Genomic DNA, 21,991 nt, shown 5'->3' with positions numbered 1-21,991 from the left:
GACGCGTCGCTAGGCGGCGGGCGCGTCTTCTTCGTCCGGCCGCTCACGAGCGCCGGGCGGCATCCAGCCGCGCTCCGTCCTGTCGTGCAGGGCGCTACGGTCGCCCAGCATGGCGGCATCGAGGATTTCGCCGATCTCCTTTGACCGGGCGATGTATTCGGGGTTGCTGAAGACCTCGATATCCTCTCGCCACAGGGGCGCCAGCTGGCGAAGGCCCCATCGGTCCTGCTTGACGAAGACGGCCTTGCTCTTCTCGACTTCGTAGGCGTGCATGCCGAGCGCCGATAGCGCGTAACCGCCGGCCCGCACCGAACTGTCGAACATTTCCCGCACAATGTCGTTCGCACCGGCCTGGTAGAGACGGTAGACGTGTCCGCGGTCAAAGGCGCGGGCAATGATGTGCAACTGCGGATTTTCCCGGCGCGCATGCTTGACGATCTCTATTGTCCGCTCGACATCGTCGATCGCGACGATCAGCAGCTTGGCGCTCGACAGACCTGCAGCGTGCAGCAGATCCGGACGCCCGGCATCTCCGAAAAACGACCGCACACCGAACTTGCGCACGCCTTCGACGACATCGGCCCGATGGTCGAGAACTACGGTCTTGTAGCCATTGGCCAGCAGCAGCCGATTGATGATCTGGCCAAAACGCCCGACGCCGGCAATGATAACCGAGCCAGGCTCGGTGATCTCGTCGGCCTCTTCCGCCTGCTGCCGATTGTAGCGCGGCAGGATGACCTTATCGAGCATGATGAACAACGCCGGCGTCAGCATCATGGACAGCGCGACCACCAACAGCAGAACGGCAGCGATATCCGGTGGAAGAACGGCATTCTGCACGGTGAAGGACAAGAGCACGAAGCCGAACTCGCCCGCCTGCGCCAGGCCGAGCGCGAACAGCCATTTGTCGGAGCCGCGCAGCTTGAAGGACTGCGCCAGGCCATAGAGCACGCCGACCTTGACTGCCATCAGCGCCACCGTCAGGCCCAGGACGACGCCAAGATGAGCCCATAGCAACGCAAAATCGATACTGGCACCGACGGTGATGAAGAAGAGGCCGAGCAGCAGGCCCTTGAAGGGCTCGATGTCGCTCTCCAGCTCGTGGCGGAATTCGCTGTTGGCCAGCACCACGCCGGCAAGAAAAGTGCCGAGCGCCGGCGACAGGCCGACGACAGACATTAGCAGGGCGATGGCGATGACCAGCAGCAAGGCTGCCGCCGTGAAAATCTCGCGCAGCCTGGCGGCAGCGATGATCCTGAAGATGGGCCGCGACAGGTAATGCCCGGCGACGACCACGAAGGCAACGGCGGCAAGGGTAATGATCGCCACCTGCCATGCCGGCAGGCCGTCGAGGAGACTGACGCTTTCGTGGCCGCCGGAGGCTGCAGCGACATCCTGCGCATGATGACTGAGTTCAGGCAGCGCCAACAGCGGAATGAATGCCAGCATGGGGATTACGGCGATATCCTGGAACAGCAGGACGGAAAAGCTTGCCTGGCCACCGTCGGATTTCAGAAGGCCTTTTTCTCCAAGGGTCTGCAATACGATTGCGGTCGACGACAGGGAGAAAATGAAGCCCACAGTGAGTGCCACACTCCAGACCTGCCCGAACGCCATGCCGATCGCCGTAACGATCGCCGCAGTACCCACCACCTGAAGACCGCCGAGGCCGACCAGCTTTGCCCGCATTTCCCAAAGCGCGCGCGGCTGCAGCTCGAGCCCGACGAGGAACAGCATCATGACGACGCCGAACTCCGCAAAATGCTGCAGATCCTTCGTCTCGTTGCCGATCAGATGAAAGACCGGCCCGATCAGCACGCCGGCGATGAGGTAACCCAGCACCGAACCAAGGCCGAGACGCTTGGCGACCAGCACCGAGACGACGGCGGCGAGGAGATAGACGAAAGCCTGGAAGACAAAGCCGCTCATCGCGCACCACCTTGAATGGGAAGAGTATCGTGGTGCAGCACATCGACATGGCGCGCCGCTTTGTAGTCGAACCGATCGTCGCGCAGCGATTCCAGCAAAGCGCGGTAATCCGCGACATGCCGCGCCCCTCGGCCGTCGGAGGCACCTTTACCCGCCGAAAACAGCACGAATGGTGCGACGAACTCCATCTGGCAAAGATTGGCTGTCTGCTCGAGTGGGGACAAAAGAGTGCGGAAGCCGAAATGATTGCTTCCCTGCGGATGGTAGGCCTGTTCATCCCCGCCGGCCGTTGCGGCCACCAGGAAGCGCTTGCCCTTCAGTCGATCTCCGTCGTGCCCATAGGCAAAACCGTATTCCAGCACCAGATCCTGCCATTCCTTCAGAAGAGACGGCGTCGAATACCAGTAGATCGGGAACTGCAGCACCAGGACATCGTGCTCCAGCAGCCGCGCCTGTTCCAGGTCTATATCGATATTGAAGGTCGGGTATTCGGCATAGAGATCAACGAAGGTGATGCCTTCGATGGACCGCGCGGTCTTTGCCATTGCGACGTTGATCTTCGAATGGCGCTGGCCGGGATGAGCAAACAGAACGAGCACGCGGGCCATGGAACCTCGGTGGGCAAGTGCGACAAAGGGAGCGTTGTCCTGCCAGTAAGCCAGGGAGATGCCTGGAACCAGGCTTCGCGAGGCTGACTTTGGGCCATGAACCGGAGATTTTCCAGTGCTGATAGCCGGTGTTCCAGATTATCTTGCGACAATACAGGATCAGTGTGGGGAGCCGTGAAGTCCGGCAGCAATATTGGTTGTTTATCAGCGTCGCTGCGGCCTGCCTATCTCGAGGATCGCAGGCCGACGCTGTGCCTTGACGTCGTGTTGTCGGAGTTACTTGTCTTTCTTGCCGAGCTTCAGGCTGCTTTCCGCCTGCTTGACCTGCGAGCCGACAGGCGTTGCCGACTTGACATCCGCCTTGTCCTTCTTTGGCTTGCGCGTTTCGCGGTTGCTCTTCATCTGACCTTTAGCCATCGTCATCTCCGTCTGTTGTGCCTGGGTGACCTATCGGAAGGATAGTCTGGCGGGTCGAAAACCTCTCACATTGCGATCGCCCACGCGGCTGAGGCCGATGGTGATTTCTCGACAGCAAATACGACTTGTCCGAGGCGCCTCCTCCATGGAAAAGACCTACTATCTCGCAAAGACGAAGGCAAGCGAAACGCAGAAAAACGCTTGTCGCGCGCACGACAAGCGTCTCAATTCTATTGGCAAAAGGAAGAAGGACGTCAACGACTAGCGTCGTGCCCGACGCATAGCTGCACAGAGGTGCAAACCGTTCAGTCGGGCCGAGATCCAATCGTCAGGCAATTAAGCCTTGTTGGCGCCAGCGCCGGCTTCGCCGCCGCGTGTGTATACAGCCTTCTTAGGACCTGGGATCAGACCTTCGCGCTGCAGCTTCTTGCGGGCAAGCTTGCGGTGACGTGCAATACCTTCAGCCTTTTCGCGAGCGCGCTTTTCCGATGGCTTTTCGTAAGCCATGCGTGCCTTGATTTCGCGGAAGAGACCTTCGCGCTGCATTCTCTTCTTGAGGACGCGGAGAGCCTGATCGACGTTGTTGTCTCTAACTAGAACTTGCAAACTTCTATCCTTTTGTTGACATTCGCGGTCGCTGCTGGCGCGTGACCTGCGCTTGTTTATTCGCATTCGGCAGCAGATCGTCATGCGAAAGGAAATATTCCCTATTTCGCAAGGCCGCTGCGCTGTCGTAATTCTCGGCCGGCCCTTTCAATAAAGGTCGGCGACGACGCGTCATATACTGACGCGATCGCTTTGCCAACGGCGTCCTATCATATCATGGCGTTTTCGCCATAGAAAAAAGCAGCTGAAGCGAATTTTTGCGTCATTGCGCCAGCCGGGGCCACTCGATGGGACCCACATGATAACCGTCAGGCGCCTTTAGATGTGTTGGTGCGGCGTATTTTCAAGGGAACAACGGTCAAGTTCGGGCTGGAAAGTCGCGTGGCCAATGCCGAAGCGACGCTGCAGGCCCCTGGCTGCCTCCTCCAGCACCTCGTCGCCAGGATGGCCGGCAGGCGTGACGAGATGGCAGGTAAGCGCCGTATCGGTCGTGCTCAGCGACCAAACATGCAGGTCGTGTACCGAAGCCACGCCGGGCAGTTTGCTCAAGAACGCACGGACCTCGACTATGTCGATGCCAGCAGGAACGGCATTCAATGTCATGGTGATCGAGCCGGTAAGCAGGCTCCAGGTGCCGACGATAATGACGATATTAATCGCCACGCTCATGACGGGGTCTATCCAGTGCCAGCCGGTCAGGAGGATCAGCAGTCCGCCGATCACCACGCCGAGCGAAACCAAGGCATCCGCTGCCATATGCATGAAGGCGCCGCGCACGTTGAGATCGCCTCCGCCGGAGGAGAACAACCAGGCGCAGAAGCCGTTAATCGCAATGCCGCAGGCTGCGACGATCATCACCGTCTTTCCGGCGACAGGCTGCGGCTCGAATATACGGCCGATCGCCTCCCAGCTGAGACCGCCGACCACCACAAGCAGGAAGACCGCGTTGAACAGCGCGGCAAGGATGGAGCTGCCGCCGAGCCCGAATGTGAAACGCTGGGTGGGATTGCGCTTGGCAAGGATAACCGCCGCCCAGGCAACGCAGAGCCCGAGCGCATCGGAAAGATTGTGCCCGGCATCGGCCAGCAACGACACCGAATTGCTGGCGATACCATAGATCACTTCGACCAGCACGAAGGCGATATTCAAGCCGACGCCGATCGCAAATGCCTTGCCGAAGTTTGCCGGCACATGACTGTGGCCGAGGCCGGAGACATGCGAATGGCTGTCGTGCGCGTGATCATGGGAGTGGTCGTGGTGGTCATGATGATCATGCGCCATTGATATGTCTCTCTAAGCCAATGTCCAAAGAATGGCGCCGCAGTCTGATGGTTCTCTGACCTTCTATCTAACGTCAAGTCTTGCTTTTGTCAGAATTTTCCTTCGGCGCTTTGTTGGTAAAGCGCGCATTTCCGAGCCCCGTGCCAATGGTCACCACACCCCATTTTTTTGTATCCTGCATGAAAGGCGTTTGCGAAAGACCCTGCACGACGGCGTCGTTGTGGATAACCACCAAAGTATCGTGGCTGCCGATCTGCGGGATAGCCTTGGTCAGGGCCTCGCCCAGATTGAATTTCTCGCTCTCCCAGTTGCCGCCGGGCAAGTTCTGCCCGCCACGGGCAATAGAGCCGTCACTTTCTATAACCCCTGGGCACGCAATGCCAATGACGGGCGCCAGTGTCAGCTTGGCCTTTTCAGCCTTTCTGATGAGACTTTCCAGCATGCCGGCCAACCTTTCAACCGTGGCACTGCGCTTCGGTGCCTCGTCTGCGTGCCGCCAGAGGTCGAACTTCCAGACACTGGCCCTGGATAAATCAGGATGGTCCTTGAGACGCATTTCCACGATGCCGGCCCGGATGTTGGTGCCGCCGATATCGACCGCGAGGATCGCATCATAGCCTTCGAGCATCCATCCCGGCATCAGGTGCGCAGCGCCTATCAGACCGGCTTCGTCAGGGTGGTGGGCGATCGGGGTGAGCTCGACCTTGAAACCCTCGCTTTTCAGCAGCACCATGGCGCGGGCAATTGCCAGTTCGCCGAAGCCGCTCTCCTTGAGGCCGCCGCCGACGACGATTCTCTCGGTACCCTTCCAGCTATCTTGTTTCAAGAACTTCCCGAGCACATGGCCGAGTTCGCCAGCAAAGTCCTCGACGGCGCCCATGACCAGCGCAGCTGCTTCCTTGTTGTCTCCAGTCAGCAATGCGTCGATCTGCTTCTTCGACATGTCTTTCGTCGCGACATCGCCGAGCGGGTCATCCCCACCGTTGCGGATGCGCTGGCGCCACTCGTTGAGCTTTGCCTGGAAGGCGGACTTGCTAGCCCGGTCGCCGATAAAGCCGTTCTTGTCGCGCAACTCGAGATTATAGCCGTCGATCGTCACCGAGGGCAGGCTCGCCGATCCGTGGGTGATCAGGGTTGCGTTGTCGCGGCTTGCGTCGTTCTGCTTCTTTTCCATAGGGCTCCAATCCGAAGTCAGACATCGGCTCCATACAACCGGAGAGACCCGTCTGACCAGAGCGAGGACAACGCAAGAGAGACGCGGATGTTCCTGTCCACTACCAAGCCGGGAAGCACTTGCTCATACCACCGTGAGCAAGCGGATATAGGCGGCTACTTCATGCGCATGGATCCTGGTATCGCGGACGAGATCGTCGAAATGCCTCTGCATCATGCGGACCGAATCGACATTGTGCAGGACGAGATACATCCGCCCGACGAATACCGCTGCCCGCAGGGAGCCGAAGACGGTGTAGGGCACCGAAAAACGGGCCCGACCGTCGAAAAGGAACAGCCGGAATGATGGATAAAGATCGTCGATAAGGTCTGCCATATGCAGCAATTGCCCCTGACGCGCAGCCTTCGGAAGCCCCTGCCAGATGCCTTGCCCAGCGGCAAAAGCCTCCAGCGTCTGCAGCGGCATGCAGGACTCCATGTCGGTGCCGGGCTCGCGATTGTAATCCAGCCGGAACGCCGTTCCCGCCACCTGCGTCGCGGCGCTCTGGTGCGCCTCCGACGCCTCATAGGCAATAACTTCGGGTGTCCGCAGGAGATCGGGAATGCGAGCCGGCACATAGCGGATTTTAGAGCCGGTGGCCTCGGCATGCCATTTGATCAGGAGCCCCGCCCCTTCGTCGTCGCTGGTCTCAATTTCGAGGCTTGGCAGAAGCGCGCCCATCAGGCCCTCGTCCTGCGAAATGCCGAGCAGCCAGTCCAGCGAAACCTGATGGCGCTCGGCGATGCTCAGCAGGGTTTCCACCCTTGGAAGCCGGGCGGTTTTCCCCGACAGCAATTGCGATAATGCCGACCGGTCGATGCCGACATTATCCGCGAACGCCGATTGGCTCTCCTGGGAGCGGTCGAAAAGCAAGCGGAGACGCTGCTGAAACAGGACTGCCAGCTTGCGTTTATCCATCATATCGTTCCGTTTGGTGACAATTATCACCATCATGGCAATTCCGTGCGCAATGTCAACGCATCGTCACCATTATCGCGTTGCACAAAATGCAACTTGCGCGGAAGCTGATACGGGGGCAACGAATCGCAGCGAGATCAAGGGCATGATCATAAAATTGAGAACTGGTGAGCGTTCAAAGCGGCGAAACCGGCGACTTAGGATCGAGTGGGTGACACTCGGAATGATTGCAGGTTGCTACCTCATATGGTTTGCTGCCGGCATGATGTACCAGTCACTGCCGTGGATAGGGGTCCTCGCGATTCCCGTCATGGCGACATTTCATTCGTCACTGCAGCACGAAGCTCTTCACGGTCACCCGACGCGCAATGCGCTAATAAACGAGGCCCTGGTTTTCCTTCCGATCGCGCTGTTCTATCCCTTCAGGCGCTACAAGAACCTGCACCTGCGACACCACGCAGACGAGCGACTGACGGATCCCTACGACGATCCGGAGAGCTATTATCGGGGGCTGACTGAGTGGAAAAGATTTCCCGCCTGGTTGAAGAGCATGCTCCACGCCAACAACGCGCTGCTTGGCCGGGTGCTGATCGGACCCGCGATCGGGGTTATCGGCTTCGCTCTGACAGAAATCAAACTCCTCTCGGCAGGCAGCAGGGCGCAGCGTCTCGCCTGGGTGCTGCACCTGGCAGGCCTGGTACCGGTTCTGACGATTGTTCATTTCCTGTTCGGCATGCCGCTTTGGCTCTATGGGCTGCTGGCCTATGCCTCGCTGTCGATCCTCGCCATCCGCTCCTATTGCGAGCACCAGTGGTCGGAACATCCGGACGGCCGGACCGTGATCATCGAAAAATCCGTTCTCGGGCTACTGTTCCTCAACAACAACCTCCATCTGGTGCACCACAAGCAACCAACGGCGGCATGGTATAGATTGCCGCGCCTCTACCGCGAACGGCGCGAGGAATGGCGGCAGATGAACGACGGCTATGTATATTCCAGCTATCTCGAGGTGCTGAAAGCCTTCGGCCTCAGGCGCAAGGAGCCTGTGCTGCATCCCACGGCACACCTCGTTAACACGCCGGACGGGTCTTCCTCGCTTGGATCAGCCGAACAGCGACGTTCGCTTGCCACTTGGCCAAGCGTAACTGCGGCCGATCCCAGCCTCTCGATCCGGTAGCGGACCCGCCAGCAGCAGACTTGCGCATCGCCAACCCGATCACCATCTGCACCGCACGCTCCGTGGTCAACCTTCGGAAACCCCCGAGCCGAAAGGCCGACACAATCTTGCCCTAGTGCAATCCTGTCGGGAAGTTTCAAAGGGTTTCGCATGCGCAATTTGGCATTCTTCTACAGGCTCAAGGCGCTGTTCTCGCGCGGTTCGCTTTTTCTGGCGGCTGACATTCGGTTGCCATGGACTGCGAAAATCATCTGGAAACACGGTGCGGTTTCAGTCGGCACCCATAGTGCCATCAGGGACGGAGTGATCCTCGATGCCCAGCACGGCAGCATCGAGATCGGCAACAATGTCTCCTTTAACGACTATACAATCGTTCTTGGCCACGGTGGGGTGCATATCGGCCATGATGTGAGAATTGCCGCGCAGGTGCTGATTACGTCTTTCGAGCACAATTTCGACGATCCGACGCGCCCGATCAGGACGCAAGGCAATACCAACAAGGCCGTCATCATCGAAGACGACGTATGGATCGGCGCGGGTGCCAAGATTCTCGCCGGGGCCCATATCGCCAAGGGTTGCGTGATCGGCGCCAATGCAGTGGTCAAGGGCAAGACATTGCCATTTGGCGTCTACGGCGGCGTTCCGGCCAGGCTATTGAAGATGCGGGGCGGCGAACGACTGGCACAAAACGTCTCTCTCATCAGCCGCAAGTAAACCAGAACTCCGCCGTCTAGATTTTACGATGCGCGGCCAATGCCTGCATCCGGCGCCTTGTCTCGACCCGGTGTCGCCTCCATATGTGATATAGCAAGCCTGCCTTGCGATCGGCCAACGATCGCCGGATTGCGTCTCAAACCAGGAGCAGCGCCATGACCGCCTTGTCCATTCTCGATCTTGTCCGCGTCACCGAGGACACAGATGCCCGCGGCGCTCTCGACAACGCGCGCGATCTCGCAGCGCATGCCGAGACGTGGGGCTATGAGCGCTTCTGGGTTGCCGAGCACCACAACATGATCGGTATCGCCAGTGCAGCCACGTCCGTCGTAATTGGCCACATCGCTGCTGGCAGCAAGACCATCCGGGTCGGCGCCGGGGGCATCATGCTTCCCAACCACTCGCCCTACGTCATCGCCGAACAATTCGGCACGCTCGCCCGGCTGTTTCCAGGCCGCATCGACCTCGGCCTCGGGCGCGCACCCGGCACAGACCAGATGACACTGCGCGCCCTGCGACGCACCAACGAGGCGTCCGAAAACTTCCCACAGGATGTGCTCGAGCTGCAGGCCTTTCTTGCGCCCGCCGGTGATAACCAGCGGATACAGGCAGTACCGGCGGCGGGCACCAACGTCCCGCTGTGGATTCTCGGCTCAAGCAATTTCGGCGCGATGCTCGCTGCAGAATTCGGCCTTCCCTATGCCTTCGCCTCGCATTTTGCGCCTGACATGCTGATGCAGGCCCTGCAGATCTATCGCACCCGCTTCAAGCCATCGGAACAGCTTGCAACGTCGCACGCCATGGTGGGCGTGAACATCATCGGCGCCGAGACGGATGCCGAGGCAAAGCGTCTGGCAACAACGCAACAGATGTCGTTCACAAACATGTTTCGCGGAACGCGTGGCCTCAGCCAACCGCCGATCGACGATATCGAGACTTACTGGTCGCCGAGGGAGAAGGCGCAGGCTATGCAGATGCTGGGCCGGTCGATCGTCGGCTCTCCCGAAACTGTCCGCGCGGGCCTACAGAAGCTGGTGGCCGAGACCGGTGCGGATGAACTGATGATCGTCTCTGATATCTTCGACCATAAGGCACGCCTGCGCTCCTACGAGATAATTGCCGAAGCCGGAAAGGGTCTGGCTGCCGAGCCGCTCGCTGGCAGCGGCAGCGCCTTTCGCGAGCAGAGATACGCCTCCGCAGCATCGCTCTAGGAGGCGCGTCTTGATGAAGCTGACCGAAGAGGGAAACCGCGCCCTGGCCGACATCGCCGGGCGCCATGGCATCAGCCGAGGCGCAGCCGAACATCTGTTGGCTGCGGTCGTGTCTGGCGGAGGGTATCAGGCACAGTTCAACCATCCGGAACTCGGCGGCATGGGGCAATGGTCTACGGGCGGCATGACGATGATCGGCGACATGTTCAACAACCGCCTCAAGGCCCAGGTGGCCGATGTCTGCCGCGACCTTGCCGAACTCAGCCGCGACGGCAGGCTTCAACAACCCGACGTCGCGCATGTTTCGCAACAGGGCCAGACCCACCCGGACCACGCGGGCAATCAGTCATCTACGGGCGGCGGGCATTGGTGGCCGCACGGGCTCGGCGCCGCCGGCTCGACCGGGTCGCAGAACGATATGCGTTACGCAATATTTCCCGCAACCAACCGGCTTGCGATCCGCAAGGACGGTCAGGTGACGATCTACGACACCGGCGATCACCGGATTACCGGCTTTTCCCAGCAGCAGGGCTACGACCAGTCCCTCTCATTTACCTCCCAACACGGGCCGGTGAGCGTCAAGGAGCTACAGGAAGTTCACGCGGGCGGAGAGATTGAAGCAGGCGTCTTGAAATCGGCTTCTGAGCCTGCACCGTCAACTGGTCCGGCCCCGCAGCAATCCACCGATGCGCTTTCGGTTTCTCCGGAGCACGACATATTCACCAAGATCGAGCGCCTGGCAGCGCTTCATGCCAAAGGCATTCTGGGTGACGAGGAATTCCACGCCAAGAAACGCGAACTGCTCGACCGCCTGTGAAAACCCCTCTAGTTTGACAGCTGACAATTTGCTGCCCCAATCGGCAAGCCCAGCCTCGAGGATAGATCATGAGCGATGCCACTGCCGGAAAATCCGTGTCCCAGTTGTCTGCGCTGCTGCAAGCCGGTGTGCTTGACCCGCAGACACTCGTCGAGCAGACGTTCGATGCGATCCGAACCTACCCGGACCAGGCGATCTTTGTCAGCCTGAGCGAGGCCCGGGCCAAGGCAGAGGCCGCCGCCGCCTCGCGTCGCATCCGCGAAGGTCGCTCGCTCGGCCTGCTCGACGGCGTACCTATTGCCTGGAAGGATCTGTTTGCCGTCGAAGGCCTTGCAACCACTGCTGGCTCAGTCGTGTTGAAAGATGCTTCCCCCGAGACTAATGACGCCGATGTCGTCACGGCACTTGCCGCAGCCGGGATAGTCAGTGTCGGCCGCGTCAACATGAGCGAGTTTGCCTTTTCCGGCCTCGGCATCAATCCGCATTACGGCACTCCTTACAACCCGGCATCGAGAGACGTTCCGCGCCTGCCCGGAGGTTCGTCATCCGGTTCCGCAGTGGCGGTAGCAGCAGGGCTCGTGCCCGTTGCGATAGGCACCGACACTGGCGGCTCCATCCGCATTCCGGCCGCTTTCAACGGCATCGTCGGCTACAAGGCGACACGCGGGCGATATTCGATGAAGGGCGTCTTTCCCCTGGCAACGAGCCTGGATTCGCTCGGCCCTCTCTGCCGCACAGTCCAGGACGCAGTCTGGATCGATGCAGCGATGCGCGGTCTGACAGCACCTGTAATCACGCGCGGGTCGATCGACGGGCTGGTGTTGATCGTTCCGGAAACAGTCGTCTTCGACGGCATTGAGGATGGAGTTCTGGCGGCGTTCGAGGCCGCACTGGCGCGGCTGGTCAAGGCGGGCGCCGTCGTCAGGCGCCAGGCTTTCCCGATCTTTTCGGAGATTTTCGATCTGCAGCAGCAGCATGGCCCGTTAGTCACCGCGGAGGCCTTCGCACTGCACCGTCACCGCCTAGCGGGAGCCGACACCGACCGTATGGACCGCCGCGTCGTTGCGCGCGCCCGTCTCGGTGCCAATATCAGCATGACCGGCTATATCGACCTGCTCAGTGCCCGCGAGAGGCTGATTGCCGCAATGGCGGCTCTGGTCGGACCGAAGGATATCCTCGTTTTCCCGACGCTTCCGCATGTTGCGCCACCCATCGCATCTGTTCTCAATGACGACGATCTGTTTTTCCAGACGAACGGCAAGACGTTGCGCAATACGCTGATCGGCAATTTTCTGGATGGCTGCGGCATTTCCATTCCCTGCGGGACGGGCGATGCCGGCATGCCCGTGGGGCTGCTTCTCTCGGGCATGCCGCGCACAGACGATCACCTGTTAGGCGTCGGTCTTGCAGCGGAAGCCCTTGTGCGCGAAGAAGGATAGGGCCGCTTTCGTTCAGCCGGCTTTTCAATTGCATGTGCAAAGTCCACACTGGACAGTAAATCGATGCGGCTTTGCTCCATGTGGGCATGCAAGCCAATGACCCAATGGAGTGCCGCCATGTCATCGCCGCAAAACGCTGGTCTCGATTCGAAGCCGCCGGCCGGCCACCTTTCGCTCGCGCATGGGAAAATACTCGAATGGCTGATTATGGAGACCCGGACGCAGCCCTACATCGATAATATCTTTGTCGAGATGTGCGATCGGCTGGTGGCGGAGGGTGTGCCGGTGGCCCGCGCGACCCTGCATTTCAGCACCCGCAATCCGCAATGGCTGGGCGCCCGCATCCTCTGGGAGACCGGCATGACCGAAGCGGAAATCCGGACTTTCGACTATGGCGTCGAATTGACTACGCAATATCTCGGTAGCCCGATGTATGCCATCAGTGAAGGTGCCGACCAGGCGCGCCAGCTGCTGGAGGGCAAGGACGGTAAGGGCGTCTGGCATCCGATCTACGACGATCTGAAGCTGGAGGGATACACAGAGTACGTGGCCTGGCCGATCGACCACACGCACGGAAAACGTCACGTCACAAGCTTTGCGACCAAAAAGCCCGGCGGCTTCAGCGACGCCGACATCGCCGTGCTCAAAGGTCTTATACCGGTGCTGGCGCTTGTAAGCGAAATCCGGTTGAAAAATCGCCTGGCGCGGACGCTGCTCGAGACCTATGTCGGTCCGCATGCCAGCGAGCAAATCCTGGCGGGTGCCACCACGCGGGGCAGCGGCGTCACCGTCGGTGCGGCGATCATGATCTGCGATCTCAGGGATTTCACCAAACTCTCCGATATCTGGCCGCGCGACGATGTGATCGAGCTACTCAATGGCTATTTCGACGCCATGTCCGAGCCCATCGAGAAGTTTGGGGGCGAAATTCTCAAATTCATGGGTGACGGGCTGCTGGCAATCTTTCCGCTGAGCAACCCCGACGCCTGCCGCAACCTCATGCGGGCTATTGCGGAAGCGCAATCCGCCATGACGGCGCTCAACGTCCACAATATGGCACGCGGCTATGAAGCCCTTGGCTACGGCATCGGGGTCCATGTCGGCGATGTCATGTATGGCAATATCGGCTCCAAACGGCGTCTCGATTTCACCGTGATCGGGCCAGCCGTCAACGTCGCCTCGCGGTTGGAAAGCCTGACCAAGGAAATCAAACGCCCTGTCCTGTTGTCGCGCGCCTTCGTGGAGATGGCTAGCTGCTCTGGCGTGCTGGAGAACCTCGGCTCCTATCCGCTGCGCGGTCTGGGCGATCCCATCGACGTGTTCGCCTTCTCGACGGCCTGCGTCTAGCCTCGGATATCCTCAAGAATCATGGCGGCTCCCTTTTCTGCCACCATCATCGTCGGCGCATTGATATTGCCGGCGGTGATCGTCGGGAAAATCGAGGCATCGACAACCCGCAGCCCCCTGAGGCCATGCACCCGCAAGCGCGCATCGACCACCGATCTGCCGCTATCCGGCCCCATCGCGCAGGTGCCGCATGGATGATAGATCGAGCCGCTGTTGGCGCGGAAATAGGCGAGCAGATCCGCATCGCTTTCGACCGCAGCAGAAGGCGAGACTTCCGTGTCGGTGATCTCTGAAAATGACGGCGCCGAGGCTATGCGACGCACAAGGCGGCTGCCCTGCAGGACTTCGGCGACGTCGCGCTCCGTCGACAGGTAGTTCGGCTGGATCAGAGGCGCCCTCGAGGGATCGCTAGAGGCGATCTGCACCTTTCCCCGGCTGGTGGGGCGGCAGGCATTGAAAGCAATCAGAAACCCCGGATAGGGCTCCGGCATGAGCCCGGACTTGGAAGTGGCAGGAATCCGGTAGGAAAGCGGATTGAAATAGAGCTGGATGTTGGGCTTTTCCTCCTGCGGACTGCCACGAAAGAAACCGCCCGCCTGATTGACGCTCATGGCGAAGGGGCCTTTGCGCGTCAGAACATAGCGCAGACCGAGTGCCGCCTGGCCGAATTTACTGCCGAAGACGCCGTTCAGCGTCGGGCGGTTGGCGCGATAGTAGAAGCTGGCGCAGAGATGGTCCTGCAGGTTTGCTCCGACCCCCGGCAGGTGATGCCGCATCTGAATTCCGAGTTGCGTCAAGGAAGCGGCGTCGCCAACGCCCGACATCTGCAAGAGCTTCGGGCTATCGATGGCGCCGGCCGCAAGGATCACCTCCCGGCGGGCCATGAAACGTCGAGACAGACCGTTCTGCACCACCTCGACGCCCTCGACCTTTCCATCGACAGCGAAGAGCAACCGCTGTGCAAAGGCATGGCGCTCTATCGTCAGGTTCGGTCGTCTAAGGGCGGGACGCAGATATTCAGCACTGGAGTGGGAACGCTGGCCGTTGCGGGTGTTGATGTCGTAGACACCGGCGCCTTCGATCGAAGCGCCGTTGAAATCCGGGTTGGCGGGCAAATTCACTTCGCCGCAGGCTTTGAGAAAGGCATCGCTGATCCCGTGGGTCATTCCGCGCATCGGCGTGACGTGGATCGGTCCTTCGCCTCCATGCCACCGGGACGCCCCCTGTGCGTGGGTTTCCAGCTTGCGGAAATAGGGGAGCACGTCACTTGCGCCCCAGCCGGGGTTGCCTGCCGCCTGCCAGTCGTCGAAATCGGCTGCAGCGCCACGCACGAAGATCATGGCGTTGATCGAGCCGGAGCCCCCTTGCACCTTGCCGCGCGGGACATAGATCCGGCGTCCATTCAGTTCAGGCTCCGGTTCCGTCGAATACATCCAGTTGACATCGGGATTGTAGAAGCTCTTGGCGTATCCGACGGGGATCTTGAACCAGAAGGAATTGTCCTTGCCGCCTGCCTCGATGAGCAGCACGCTATACTTTCCGTTTTCGCTGAGGCGGCTAGCCAGGATGCAGCCGGCCGAACCCGCGCCGACGATGACGAAGTCGTAGATCATGGTTTGTCTCTATCGTGATCAGCCACGCGCGGGGGCAAACGCTTTGATATCGGCGGGTTCGGCAGCCATCTGCAAATGCAGACGGTCGCCAGTGTAGGGCGAATGACGCTCGATCACGTCGAGATCCAGCTCGATGCCAAGGCCGGGCTCGCGCGACGGAATGAGATAGCCGTCATCGAACTGCAGCTTGGTCTTCAGCACCTCGGCGTGGAAGCCGCCGAAATCCATGATCGCCTCGTGAATGAGGAAATTCGGGGTGGCCGCCGATAGCTGGATACTGGCGGCAGCACCGACGGGACCGTTGTAGAGATGCGGAGCGATCTGTGCGTAATAGGCCTCTGCCATGCCGGCAATCTTCTTGGCTTCCAGCAATCCGCCGACGCGTGCCACGTTCATCTGCAGGATAGAGGCCGCACCCAGCTGCAGGACGCGCTGAAATTCATACTTCGTGGTCAAGCGCTCGCCGGTCGAAATCGGGATCGACGTAGCACGGGCCACTTCCGCCATCGCGGCCTCCTGGCCGGGCGGCACCGGCTCCTCGAACCATAGCGGATCGTATTTCTCCAGCCGCCGGGCAAGGCGGATGGCGGAGGATGGCACCATCTGGCCATGGGTTCCGAACAGGATGTCGGCGCTGTCGCCGACGGCTTCGCGGATCCTTGCGCAAAAAGTCTCGCAACGAGCCATGACGCCCATGGACAACTGGTGGCCCGAATAATTGGTGTAGGGACCGGCTGGGTCGAATTTGACAGCCGTGAAGCCCTGGTCGACCATGTCCACGGCGCATTCGGCAGCAAGATCGGGGTCGTTGAAATCGAACTCGCCGGCGGCGTTCTTCGGATAGAGATAGGTATAGGCCCGCAGCTTCTCGTTGACCGTGCCGCCCAGGAGATCGGACACCGGGCGACCCGCCGCCTTGCCGATGATATCCCAGCAGGCGATTTCGAGGCCTGAGACGATGCCCATCATCGTCGGGTCCGGCCGCTGGGTGAAACCGCTGGAATAGGCCGCCCGCCAGAAACGCTCGATACGGTGGGGATCGTGATCCAGCAGATAGCGCTGGAAGACGTCGTCTATCAGCGGAACCATGGCCGAGGGGTGGAAGGACGTCGCATAGATCTCCCCGACGCCCTCGATGCCGCATGCCGTCTCGAGCCGGACGAAAATCCAGTACATGCCGCCGACATGGGGCGGCGGTACGGCAACGATATGGGTCTTGAGCGAGGCGATCTTCATGGCGGTTTCCTCAACGATCCAGCGCCGGGATGGCGCGGCGTCAGTGCTTCAGGATGACGAGGCGGGTCTGGGTGAATTCGAGCATGCCGTGCTTGCCGTCGTCGCCGCCAAGGCCGGATTTCTTCCAGCCGGCATGGTAGCCCTGATAGGGATCGGCCGGGAAACGATTGATATAAAGTTCGCCGGCTTCGATCTCACCTGAAGCTTGCATCACCTTGTGGTAGTTCTCGGTGAACAGTACCGAAGAAAGACCGAACTGGTGATCGCTGGCCAACGCCAGCGCCTGTTCGAAGGTCTCATATCTGAGCACTGCCAAGACAGGGCCGAAAACCTCGTCGCGGACGATTTCCATTTGCTGAGTGCATCCGGACAGCAGCGTCGGAGGATAAAAGAAGCCGGGGCCTTCCGGCAGCACGCCACCCGTCTCCAGCGTCGCGCCCTCCGCCTGCGCCCGTTCGACCATTGCATGTAGTTTTTCCCGGGCGGCGGCTGTCGCCAGCGGCCCCATTGAGCCGGCATCGACGGCGCGATTGCCGAAGCTGCGAGCCGCAAAGCCCACGCGCAGCTTTTCAAGAAGTGCGTCATGCACCGACGCATGGATATAGAGCCGCTCGGCCGCAGTGCAGATCTGGCCGCAATGGGCGGTCTTGGCGGTGATGATCGCAGCTGCCACGGCGTCGAGATCGGCATCAGGTTCGACGATGACAGGTGTCTTGCCGCCGAGCTCCAGAGACGGTTTGGCGATATTGGTTTTGCAGAAATCGAGCACCGCCTGGCCAGCAGCGACGCTACCGGTCAGTGTGATCATGCCGACGGCAGGCTGGGTGCAGAGCGTCCGGCAGACGTCATGGCTCATGGCCATGATGTTGACCAGGCCGGGCGGCAGGTCGGCGTCAAGTATCGCGTCGGCAAACGCAAAGGCGGAGGTCGGCGTGGTGTTGCTGGGGCGAACCACCACGGCGTTTCCGGTGATCAGCGCGGGCGCAATCTTGCGCACCAGCGTGTAGATCGGAAAATTGAACGGGATCAGGCAGGCGACGACACCGATCGGCTCACGCTTCAGCAGCAGGGTCTCGTTGGGCGTATCGCTCTCGATGATCTCGCCTTCGACGCGGCGCGCCCACTCCGCATGGTAGCGCATAAGCTCGGCACCGTAGATCGCCTCGCCGGTCGCGTCGGCAAGACTTTTGCCGGATTCGCGTGCCAAGGCTTCGCCGATCTGCCTTGCGTGTTTCTCGATCGCATCGGCCAGACGGCGCAGGGCGTCGCCGCGCTGGATCGCCGGCAAGACCCGCCACAGCTTCTGTGCTGCCGCTGCCTGTGCAACGGCATCGATGACAGTCTCTTCGTCGGCTTCGGCTACAGCTGCAAAAACGGCGCCATCGGCAGGATTGCGGACCTCGATCCGCGAGGCCGTCGTCGGCTCGCAAAATTGGCCCCCGATGAAATTGCGGTAGTGCTGCATCTTCCGTCCCCGATATCGCGACAAAGCGTCGGAGGTCGACGCCATCCTCGCCATTCGACCGGCAGGTTAGGACGCGCGCAAGCGTGTTATTGTCGGGCAAAGCATTCCAAAATGGAATGCTTCCAACGGCAACAGTCAGACCCTGGCGCCAGTCAGCGAGAGTTCGTCGAACAGCCACTGCCTGAAGGCCTTGAGATGGTTGCCTCCGGCGACGCCCGCCCTTTCGACAAGCCAATAGGATTCATGGCCCTCGATCTCGACATCGGACAATTGCACGAGCCTGCCGTCTGCAAGGTATTCGCCGACCATGAAGCGATCGACCACGGCGACGCCGAGGCCATTGCAGGCGGCTTCGATCACCAGATCCAGCAGATCGAATTCGAGGCCGCCGCTCGTGTCGATATCCGCAAGGCCTGCGGCATCCAGCCAGTGCTGCCAGGTCATATAGCGCCGGTCTGGGGAGGCGAGGACGTGCAGAAAGGTGAGGCCGGAGAAGTCCATGGGAGACGTGTCGCGCCGCCCGTTCAGCAATGTCGGTGCGCAGACGGCGATATGGCGTTCGGTCATCAGGAGATGGGCATTCAGCATCGGCCACTCGCCATCGCCGAAGCGGATCGCGCAGTCGAGCAGACTGCGCTCGGCAAGGCTGTCGCGCAGTTCCGTGCCGATGCTGATCCCGACGTCCGGAAGTGCCACGCGCAACCGTCCCATCCGCGGCATCAGCCAACGCTTGGCAAAGGTCGGTGGCACATTGATGCGCAGACGATTGCCGGCGCTCTTGTCGACGATGCCGCGCACGGCCAGTTCGACGCTGTGAAAGGCATGCTGCAGGGTGGAAAACAGCGCAACGCCCGCCGGCGTCAGTTCCAGGTCATGATGACGCCGGATGAGGAGCGGTTCGCCGAGTTGGTCCTCCAGGTTTCGCACCTGTCGGCTGACGGCACTCTGGGTAAGATTGAGCCTTGCGGCTGCTTTGGTGAAACTGCGCGTCTGGCCGACGACCTCAAACACCTTCATGGCGGACAATGCCGGCAGTTTGCGCATGCGCTGGTTTCCATCCAATCTGCGATCGACCTTCAATAGCACTTTATGCCAGCCAAAAAAGTTGAGATCGCCTGAGCACGACAGCAATCCGCCAGCAGGTGGTTTCCCACGATAGCTCCAACATTGTCTCGCGGGGTGTCCAGATTACCCTTGCCGTTCGCGTCCACACACATATAATCAGGAATAATTATTTCCACATAGTGAAATATTGAAGGGGAATGGCATGGCTTTGAGTTGGCGATTTTCTGCGCTCGCGGACCGGCATCGGGCGCTCGGATCCAAGCTCGAGGACTGGAGCGGCATGGGAACCGCCTGGACCTACGACAAGGATATCTACGAGGAACACATCGCCATCCGCACAAAGGCGGGCCTCATGGATGTGTCGGGACTGAAGAAGGTCCACCTCGTCGGTCCGCACGCGATTGCAGTGCTAGAATACATCACCACCCGCGACATGAGCAAAATCTATCCGGGCCGCTCGGTCTATGCCTGCATGCTCAACGATCGCGGCCATTTCACAGACGACTGTATCGTCTATCGCACCGGCCCGAACTCCTGGATGCTGGTGCACGGTTCGGGAACCGGTCACGAGGAGATCACGAAACAGGCCGCAGGCCGCAATTGCGCTGTGCTGTTCGACGACGACCTCCACGACCTGTCGCTGCAGGGGCCGCTTGCCGTCGACTACCTGTCGAAATATGTGCCGGGCATCCGCGAGCTCAAATACTTTCACCACATGCAGACGACGCTGTTCGGGGCGCCCGTGATGATCTCTCGCACCGGCTATACCGGCGAACGGGGCTATGAGCTTTTCGTTCGCGGACAGGATGCCGGGATGATCTGGGACCGGATCGTCGACGAGGGCAAGGAGATGGGCATCATCCCCTGCTGCTTTAGTGTTCTCGACATGCTGCGTGTCGAAAGCTACCTGCTGTTCTTCCCCTACGACAATTCGCAGATGTACCCGTTCGACAATGAGCAGCCGGGCGACAGCCTGTGGGAGCTGGGGCTCGATTTCACCGTCAGCCCCGGCAAGGTGGGCTTTCGAGGCGCCGAGGAGCATGCGCGTCTCAAGGGCAAGGAGAGGTTCAAGATTTTCGGCCTGCTGGTCGATGCGGATGGCCCGACCGATCTCGGCGACGAGGTCTGGGCCGACGGTCGCAAGGTCGGGGTCATAACCTGCCCCAGCTATTCCAAGCTGACCAACCGATCCATGGCGATCATGCGCGTCGAAGTGCCTTATGCGTCGCAGGGCGTGAAGCTCGAGGTCAAGGGCAAGACTGTCAATGCGCCGGCGATTGCCCACACCATCACCTTCGACGATCCGGAGAAAAAGAAGCGGACGGCGAAAGATTGAGGGGCGAGCCCGATGCTGGTTGCAGGGATCAAGAGCAGACCGGAATATAAGGGGCTCGACATCGACCCCCATGCGAAGCGCCACCTCTTTGTGCTTGAGGGCGAAGGCGCATTGGCTCTTCTCGATCGCGCCGGGAGCGATGGCGGGGCATTTCTACCGAGGGCCGAAATCCTTTATCTGCCGGGTGGCTCGGCTGGCCAGAGCCACGTCGCCGATCTCGCAGCACTTGGCGCCGACGTCACCTGGACGGCCGCCGGCTTGCAGCCGCTGCTGGGGCGTCTTCGCGTCTGCCTCGACAATGCGACCATGGGGATGCGGATCTACATCGCCGGGACGGAAGGCTTTATTGGTCAGGCGATCCAGGTGGCCCTCGATTTCGGCGTCGACTTCAACTCGCTGAGGACGGAGCATCGGGGATCGCTGGCCCGGCGTGTGCAGTGCGTCCATTGCAAGGGCGTGACCGACAACGTCACCACGACGCCCTTCGTCTGCTCGCACTGCGGCCTGAAGCTTCTCGTTCGCGACCATTATTCGCGACGGCTCGGCGCTTTCCAGGGCGTCAACGTCGATGCCGAAGAGCCGGGCACTGCACCGGAGCCGGAGGAAATTTTCCTGTGAGCATCAACACAGAGATGACCGTCCAAGTGACAGCCGTGACGCAGGTGGCGGCAGCGGTCAAAACCTTCCGGCTGGAGCGGCCCGACGGCGCCCCTTTGCCGGTGTTTTCGGGCGGTTCGCATATTGTCGTCTCAATGAACGACGGCGAGCAGCTGCGGCGCAATCCCTATTCGCTGATGTCGTCACCGGACGATACATCAGGGTATGAAATCAGCGTGCTGCGGGTAGCCAATTCGCGCGGCGGCTCGGCGTTTCTCCACGACAGGCTTCGCGTAGGCGACCAGCTCACGATCAGCCAGCCGGTCAACCTCTTTCCCGTCGATCATCGCGGCCGCAAGCATATCCTGTTTGCCGGCGGCATCGGCATCACGCCGTTTCTGGCGATGATGGAGCAGTTTACGCGCGATAACGCCGCCTTCGAACTGCACTATGCCATGCGCTCTCGCGAACACGGTGCCTTCTGGCAGCAACTGCTTGAGCGCTACGGACCGCGCAAGGTCAAACTCTACTTCGACGACGAGAAAAGACTCATTCCGGTGGAGACGATCGTCGATAACCAGCCTCTCGGCACGCATCTCTATGTCTGCGGACCCTCCGGCATGATCGACGGTGTGCTGCTGACGGCGCTGGAGGCCGGCTGGCCGAAGGAAAACCTGCATGCGGAGCGCTTTCTTGCACCTCCTGCCGGCCTGCCGTTCCAGGTGATGCTGGCAAAGGCAGATCGGGCGATCACGGTCGGTGAGCATCAGAGCATCCTCGAGGCGGTGGAGGCTGCTGGCTGCGAGGCGCCCTACATGTGCCGCGGCGGGGCCTGCGGGCAGTGCGAAACCGTCGTCCTCTCCAGCGATGGCGAACTCGAGCACAACGACGTCTACCTCTCGGACGCGGAAAAGGCCGAGGGGCGGAAAATCATGATCTGCGTGTCGCGCTTCAAGGGCCAGCAACTGTTGCTTCAACTTTAGCCTCGAGGAAGGATCGGAC

The 21,991-nt window shown here is 60.6% G+C and carries 20 protein-coding genes; 9 read left to right on the top strand and 11 right to left on the bottom strand.

All coding sequences use genetic code 11. The annotated features are described in order from the left end of the window. Positions 1-9 precede the first annotated feature (9 nt). From PR018_RS16790 to PR018_RS16760, 7 genes are all read right to left on the bottom strand, one after another. On the bottom strand, positions 10-1,929 hold the full coding sequence (locus tag PR018_RS16790) for a monovalent cation:proton antiporter-2 (CPA2) family protein (RefSeq protein WP_142830194.1): 1,920 nt from the start codon (positions 1,927-1,929) through the stop codon (positions 10-12). Then, positions 1,926-2,537 carry an NAD(P)H-dependent oxidoreductase gene (locus tag PR018_RS16785; RefSeq protein ID WP_142830192.1) on the bottom strand — a complete coding sequence of 204 codons (612 nt, stop codon included), beginning with the start codon at positions 2,535-2,537 and terminating at the stop codon, positions 1,926-1,928. Before PR018_RS16785 ends, PR018_RS16790 begins: the two co-directional genes overlap by 4 nt. A 276-nt stretch (positions 2,538-2,813) precedes the next feature. Then, positions 2,814-2,954, bottom strand: a complete 141-nt coding sequence (locus tag PR018_RS16780; protein WP_162854774.1) for a hypothetical protein — start codon at positions 2,952-2,954, stop codon at positions 2,814-2,816. A 336-nt stretch (positions 2,955-3,290) separates the two neighbouring features. Further along, positions 3,291-3,560, bottom strand: coding sequence for a 30S ribosomal protein S21 (rpsU, locus tag PR018_RS16775; RefSeq protein ID WP_142830190.1), 270 nt, complete (start codon positions 3,558-3,560; stop codon positions 3,291-3,293). Between the two features lie 318 nt (positions 3,561-3,878). Beyond that, positions 3,879-4,841 (bottom strand): cation diffusion facilitator family transporter, encoded by a 963-nt coding sequence (locus PR018_RS16770; RefSeq protein ID WP_142830188.1) that lies wholly within the window; start codon positions 4,839-4,841, stop codon positions 3,879-3,881. 73 nt (positions 4,842-4,914) lie between these two features. Beyond that, positions 4,915-6,015, bottom strand: coding sequence for an ROK family protein (locus PR018_RS16765; RefSeq protein ID WP_142830186.1), 1,101 nt, complete (start codon positions 6,013-6,015; stop codon positions 4,915-4,917). 123 nt (positions 6,016-6,138) lie between these two features. Then, positions 6,139-6,972 carry a helix-turn-helix domain-containing protein gene (locus tag PR018_RS16760; RefSeq protein ID WP_142830184.1) on the bottom strand — a complete coding sequence of 278 codons (834 nt, stop codon included), beginning with the start codon at positions 6,970-6,972 and terminating at the stop codon, positions 6,139-6,141. A gap of 211 nt (positions 6,973-7,183) precedes the next feature. Between PR018_RS16760 and PR018_RS16755 the strand changes: the two genes are divergently transcribed. The 6 genes from PR018_RS16755 (at position 7,184) to PR018_RS16730 (ending at position 13,677) form a co-directional block, all read left to right on the top strand. Further along, positions 7,184-8,149, top strand: a complete 966-nt coding sequence (locus PR018_RS16755) for a fatty acid desaturase (protein WP_224128625.1) — start codon at positions 7,184-7,186, stop codon at positions 8,147-8,149. Between the two features lie 150 nt (positions 8,150-8,299). Beyond that, positions 8,300-8,863 carry an acyltransferase gene (locus PR018_RS16750; RefSeq protein WP_142830180.1) on the top strand — a complete coding sequence of 188 codons (564 nt, stop codon included), beginning with the start codon at positions 8,300-8,302 and terminating at the stop codon, positions 8,861-8,863. A gap of 155 nt (positions 8,864-9,018) precedes the next feature. Beyond that, positions 9,019-10,074, top strand: coding sequence for an LLM class flavin-dependent oxidoreductase (locus tag PR018_RS16745; RefSeq protein WP_142830178.1), 1,056 nt, complete (start codon positions 9,019-9,021; stop codon positions 10,072-10,074). A 13-nt stretch (positions 10,075-10,087) separates the two neighbouring features. Further along, positions 10,088-10,891, top strand: a complete 804-nt coding sequence (locus PR018_RS16740) for an SHOCT domain-containing protein (protein WP_142830260.1) — start codon at positions 10,088-10,090, stop codon at positions 10,889-10,891. A gap of 68 nt (positions 10,892-10,959) precedes the next feature. Further along, positions 10,960-12,330 carry an amidase gene (locus tag PR018_RS16735; protein ID WP_142830176.1) on the top strand — a complete coding sequence of 457 codons (1,371 nt, stop codon included), beginning with the start codon at positions 10,960-10,962 and terminating at the stop codon, positions 12,328-12,330. A gap of 117 nt (positions 12,331-12,447) precedes the next feature. Next, the gene (locus tag PR018_RS16730) at positions 12,448-13,677 is read left to right on the top strand and encodes an adenylate/guanylate cyclase domain-containing protein (RefSeq protein ID WP_374108569.1); all 1,230 of its coding nucleotides are present in this window, start codon (positions 12,448-12,450) and stop codon (positions 13,675-13,677) included. Here the strand turns inward: PR018_RS16730 and PR018_RS16725 are convergent. The 4 genes from PR018_RS16725 to PR018_RS16710 form a co-directional block, all read right to left on the bottom strand. After that, the gene (locus PR018_RS16725) at positions 13,674-15,290 is read right to left on the bottom strand and encodes a GMC family oxidoreductase (RefSeq protein ID WP_142830173.1); all 1,617 of its coding nucleotides are present in this window, start codon (positions 15,288-15,290) and stop codon (positions 13,674-13,676) included. The two genes, PR018_RS16730 and PR018_RS16725, sit on opposite strands and share 4 nt — an antisense overlap. An 18-nt stretch (positions 15,291-15,308) precedes the next feature. After that, positions 15,309-16,526 (bottom strand): mandelate racemase/muconate lactonizing enzyme family protein, encoded by a 1,218-nt coding sequence (locus PR018_RS16720; RefSeq protein WP_142830171.1) that lies wholly within the window; start codon positions 16,524-16,526, stop codon positions 15,309-15,311. A gap of 40 nt (positions 16,527-16,566) precedes the next feature. Beyond that, a complete protein-coding gene (locus PR018_RS16715; RefSeq protein ID WP_142830169.1) occupies positions 16,567-17,991 on the bottom strand; it encodes an aldehyde dehydrogenase family protein in 1,425 nt (474 codons plus the stop codon). A 135-nt stretch (positions 17,992-18,126) separates the two neighbouring features. Beyond that, on the bottom strand, positions 18,127-19,035 hold the full coding sequence (locus tag PR018_RS16710) for a LysR substrate-binding domain-containing protein (protein WP_142830167.1): 909 nt from the start codon (positions 19,033-19,035) through the stop codon (positions 18,127-18,129). Positions 19,036-19,258: 223 nt separating this feature from the next. On the opposite strand from PR018_RS16710, the gene PR018_RS16705 reads away from it, so the two are divergent. From PR018_RS16705 to PR018_RS16695, 3 genes are read left to right on the top strand one after another with little or no spacing between them, the layout of a single operon-like run. Then, on the top strand, positions 19,259-20,392 hold the full coding sequence (locus tag PR018_RS16705) for an aminomethyl transferase family protein (protein ID WP_142830165.1): 1,134 nt from the start codon (positions 19,259-19,261) through the stop codon (positions 20,390-20,392). Positions 20,393-20,404: 12 nt separating this feature from the next. Then, positions 20,405-21,010 carry a dimethylamine monooxygenase subunit DmmA family protein gene (locus PR018_RS16700; protein ID WP_142830163.1) on the top strand — a complete coding sequence of 202 codons (606 nt, stop codon included), beginning with the start codon at positions 20,405-20,407 and terminating at the stop codon, positions 21,008-21,010. Next, the gene (locus PR018_RS16695; protein WP_142830161.1) at positions 21,007-21,972 is read left to right on the top strand and encodes a PDR/VanB family oxidoreductase; all 966 of its coding nucleotides are present in this window, start codon (positions 21,007-21,009) and stop codon (positions 21,970-21,972) included. The genes PR018_RS16700 and PR018_RS16695 overlap by 4 nt, the downstream gene beginning before the upstream one ends. The last annotated feature ends 19 nt before the right edge of the window (positions 21,973-21,991 follow it).

The sequence above is a fragment of the Rhizobium rhododendri genome, assembly GCF_007000325.2.
Classification (GTDB): domain Bacteria; phylum Pseudomonadota; class Alphaproteobacteria; order Rhizobiales; family Rhizobiaceae; genus Rhizobium; species Rhizobium rhododendri.
Note: the sequence above shows the minus strand (reverse complement) of the source record. Positions and strands in the feature narration are given on the sequence as shown.

Coding starts and splice junctions, on each gene's coding strand:
- PR018_RS16790 (WP_142830194.1), bottom strand. CDS start 1,929: ATGAGCGGCTTTGTCTTCCAGGCTTTCGTCTATCTCCTCGCCGCCGTC.
- PR018_RS16785 (WP_142830192.1), bottom strand. CDS start 2,537: ATGGCCCGCGTGCTCGTTCTGTTTGCTCATCCCGGCCAGCGCCATTCG.
- PR018_RS16780 (WP_162854774.1), bottom strand. CDS start 2,954: ATGGCTAAAGGTCAGATGAAGAGCAACCGCGAAACGCGCAAGCCAAAG.
- PR018_RS16770 (WP_142830188.1), bottom strand. CDS start 4,841: ATGGCGCATGATCATCATGACCACCACGACCACTCCCATGATCACGCG.
- PR018_RS16765 (WP_142830186.1), bottom strand. CDS start 6,015: ATGGAAAAGAAGCAGAACGACGCAAGCCGCGACAACGCAACCCTGATC.
- PR018_RS16760 (WP_142830184.1), bottom strand. CDS start 6,972: ATGGATAAACGCAAGCTGGCAGTCCTGTTTCAGCAGCGTCTCCGCTTG.
- PR018_RS16750 (WP_142830180.1), top strand. CDS start 8,300: ATGCGCAATTTGGCATTCTTCTACAGGCTCAAGGCGCTGTTCTCGCGC.
- PR018_RS16745 (WP_142830178.1), top strand. CDS start 9,019: ATGACCGCCTTGTCCATTCTCGATCTTGTCCGCGTCACCGAGGACACA.
- PR018_RS16740 (WP_142830260.1), top strand. CDS start 10,088: ATGAAGCTGACCGAAGAGGGAAACCGCGCCCTGGCCGACATCGCCGGG.
- PR018_RS16735 (WP_142830176.1), top strand. CDS start 10,960: ATGAGCGATGCCACTGCCGGAAAATCCGTGTCCCAGTTGTCTGCGCTG.
- PR018_RS16730 (WP_374108569.1), top strand. CDS start 12,448: ATGTCATCGCCGCAAAACGCTGGTCTCGATTCGAAGCCGCCGGCCGGC.
- PR018_RS16725 (WP_142830173.1), bottom strand. CDS start 15,290: ATGATCTACGACTTCGTCATCGTCGGCGCGGGTTCGGCCGGCTGCATC.
- PR018_RS16720 (WP_142830171.1), bottom strand. CDS start 16,526: ATGAAGATCGCCTCGCTCAAGACCCATATCGTTGCCGTACCGCCGCCC.
- PR018_RS16715 (WP_142830169.1), bottom strand. CDS start 17,991: ATGCAGCACTACCGCAATTTCATCGGGGGCCAATTTTGCGAGCCGACG.
- PR018_RS16710 (WP_142830167.1), bottom strand. CDS start 19,035: ATGCGCAAACTGCCGGCATTGTCCGCCATGAAGGTGTTTGAGGTCGTC.
- PR018_RS16705 (WP_142830165.1), top strand. CDS start 19,259: ATGGCTTTGAGTTGGCGATTTTCTGCGCTCGCGGACCGGCATCGGGCG.
- PR018_RS16700 (WP_142830163.1), top strand. CDS start 20,405: ATGCTGGTTGCAGGGATCAAGAGCAGACCGGAATATAAGGGGCTCGAC.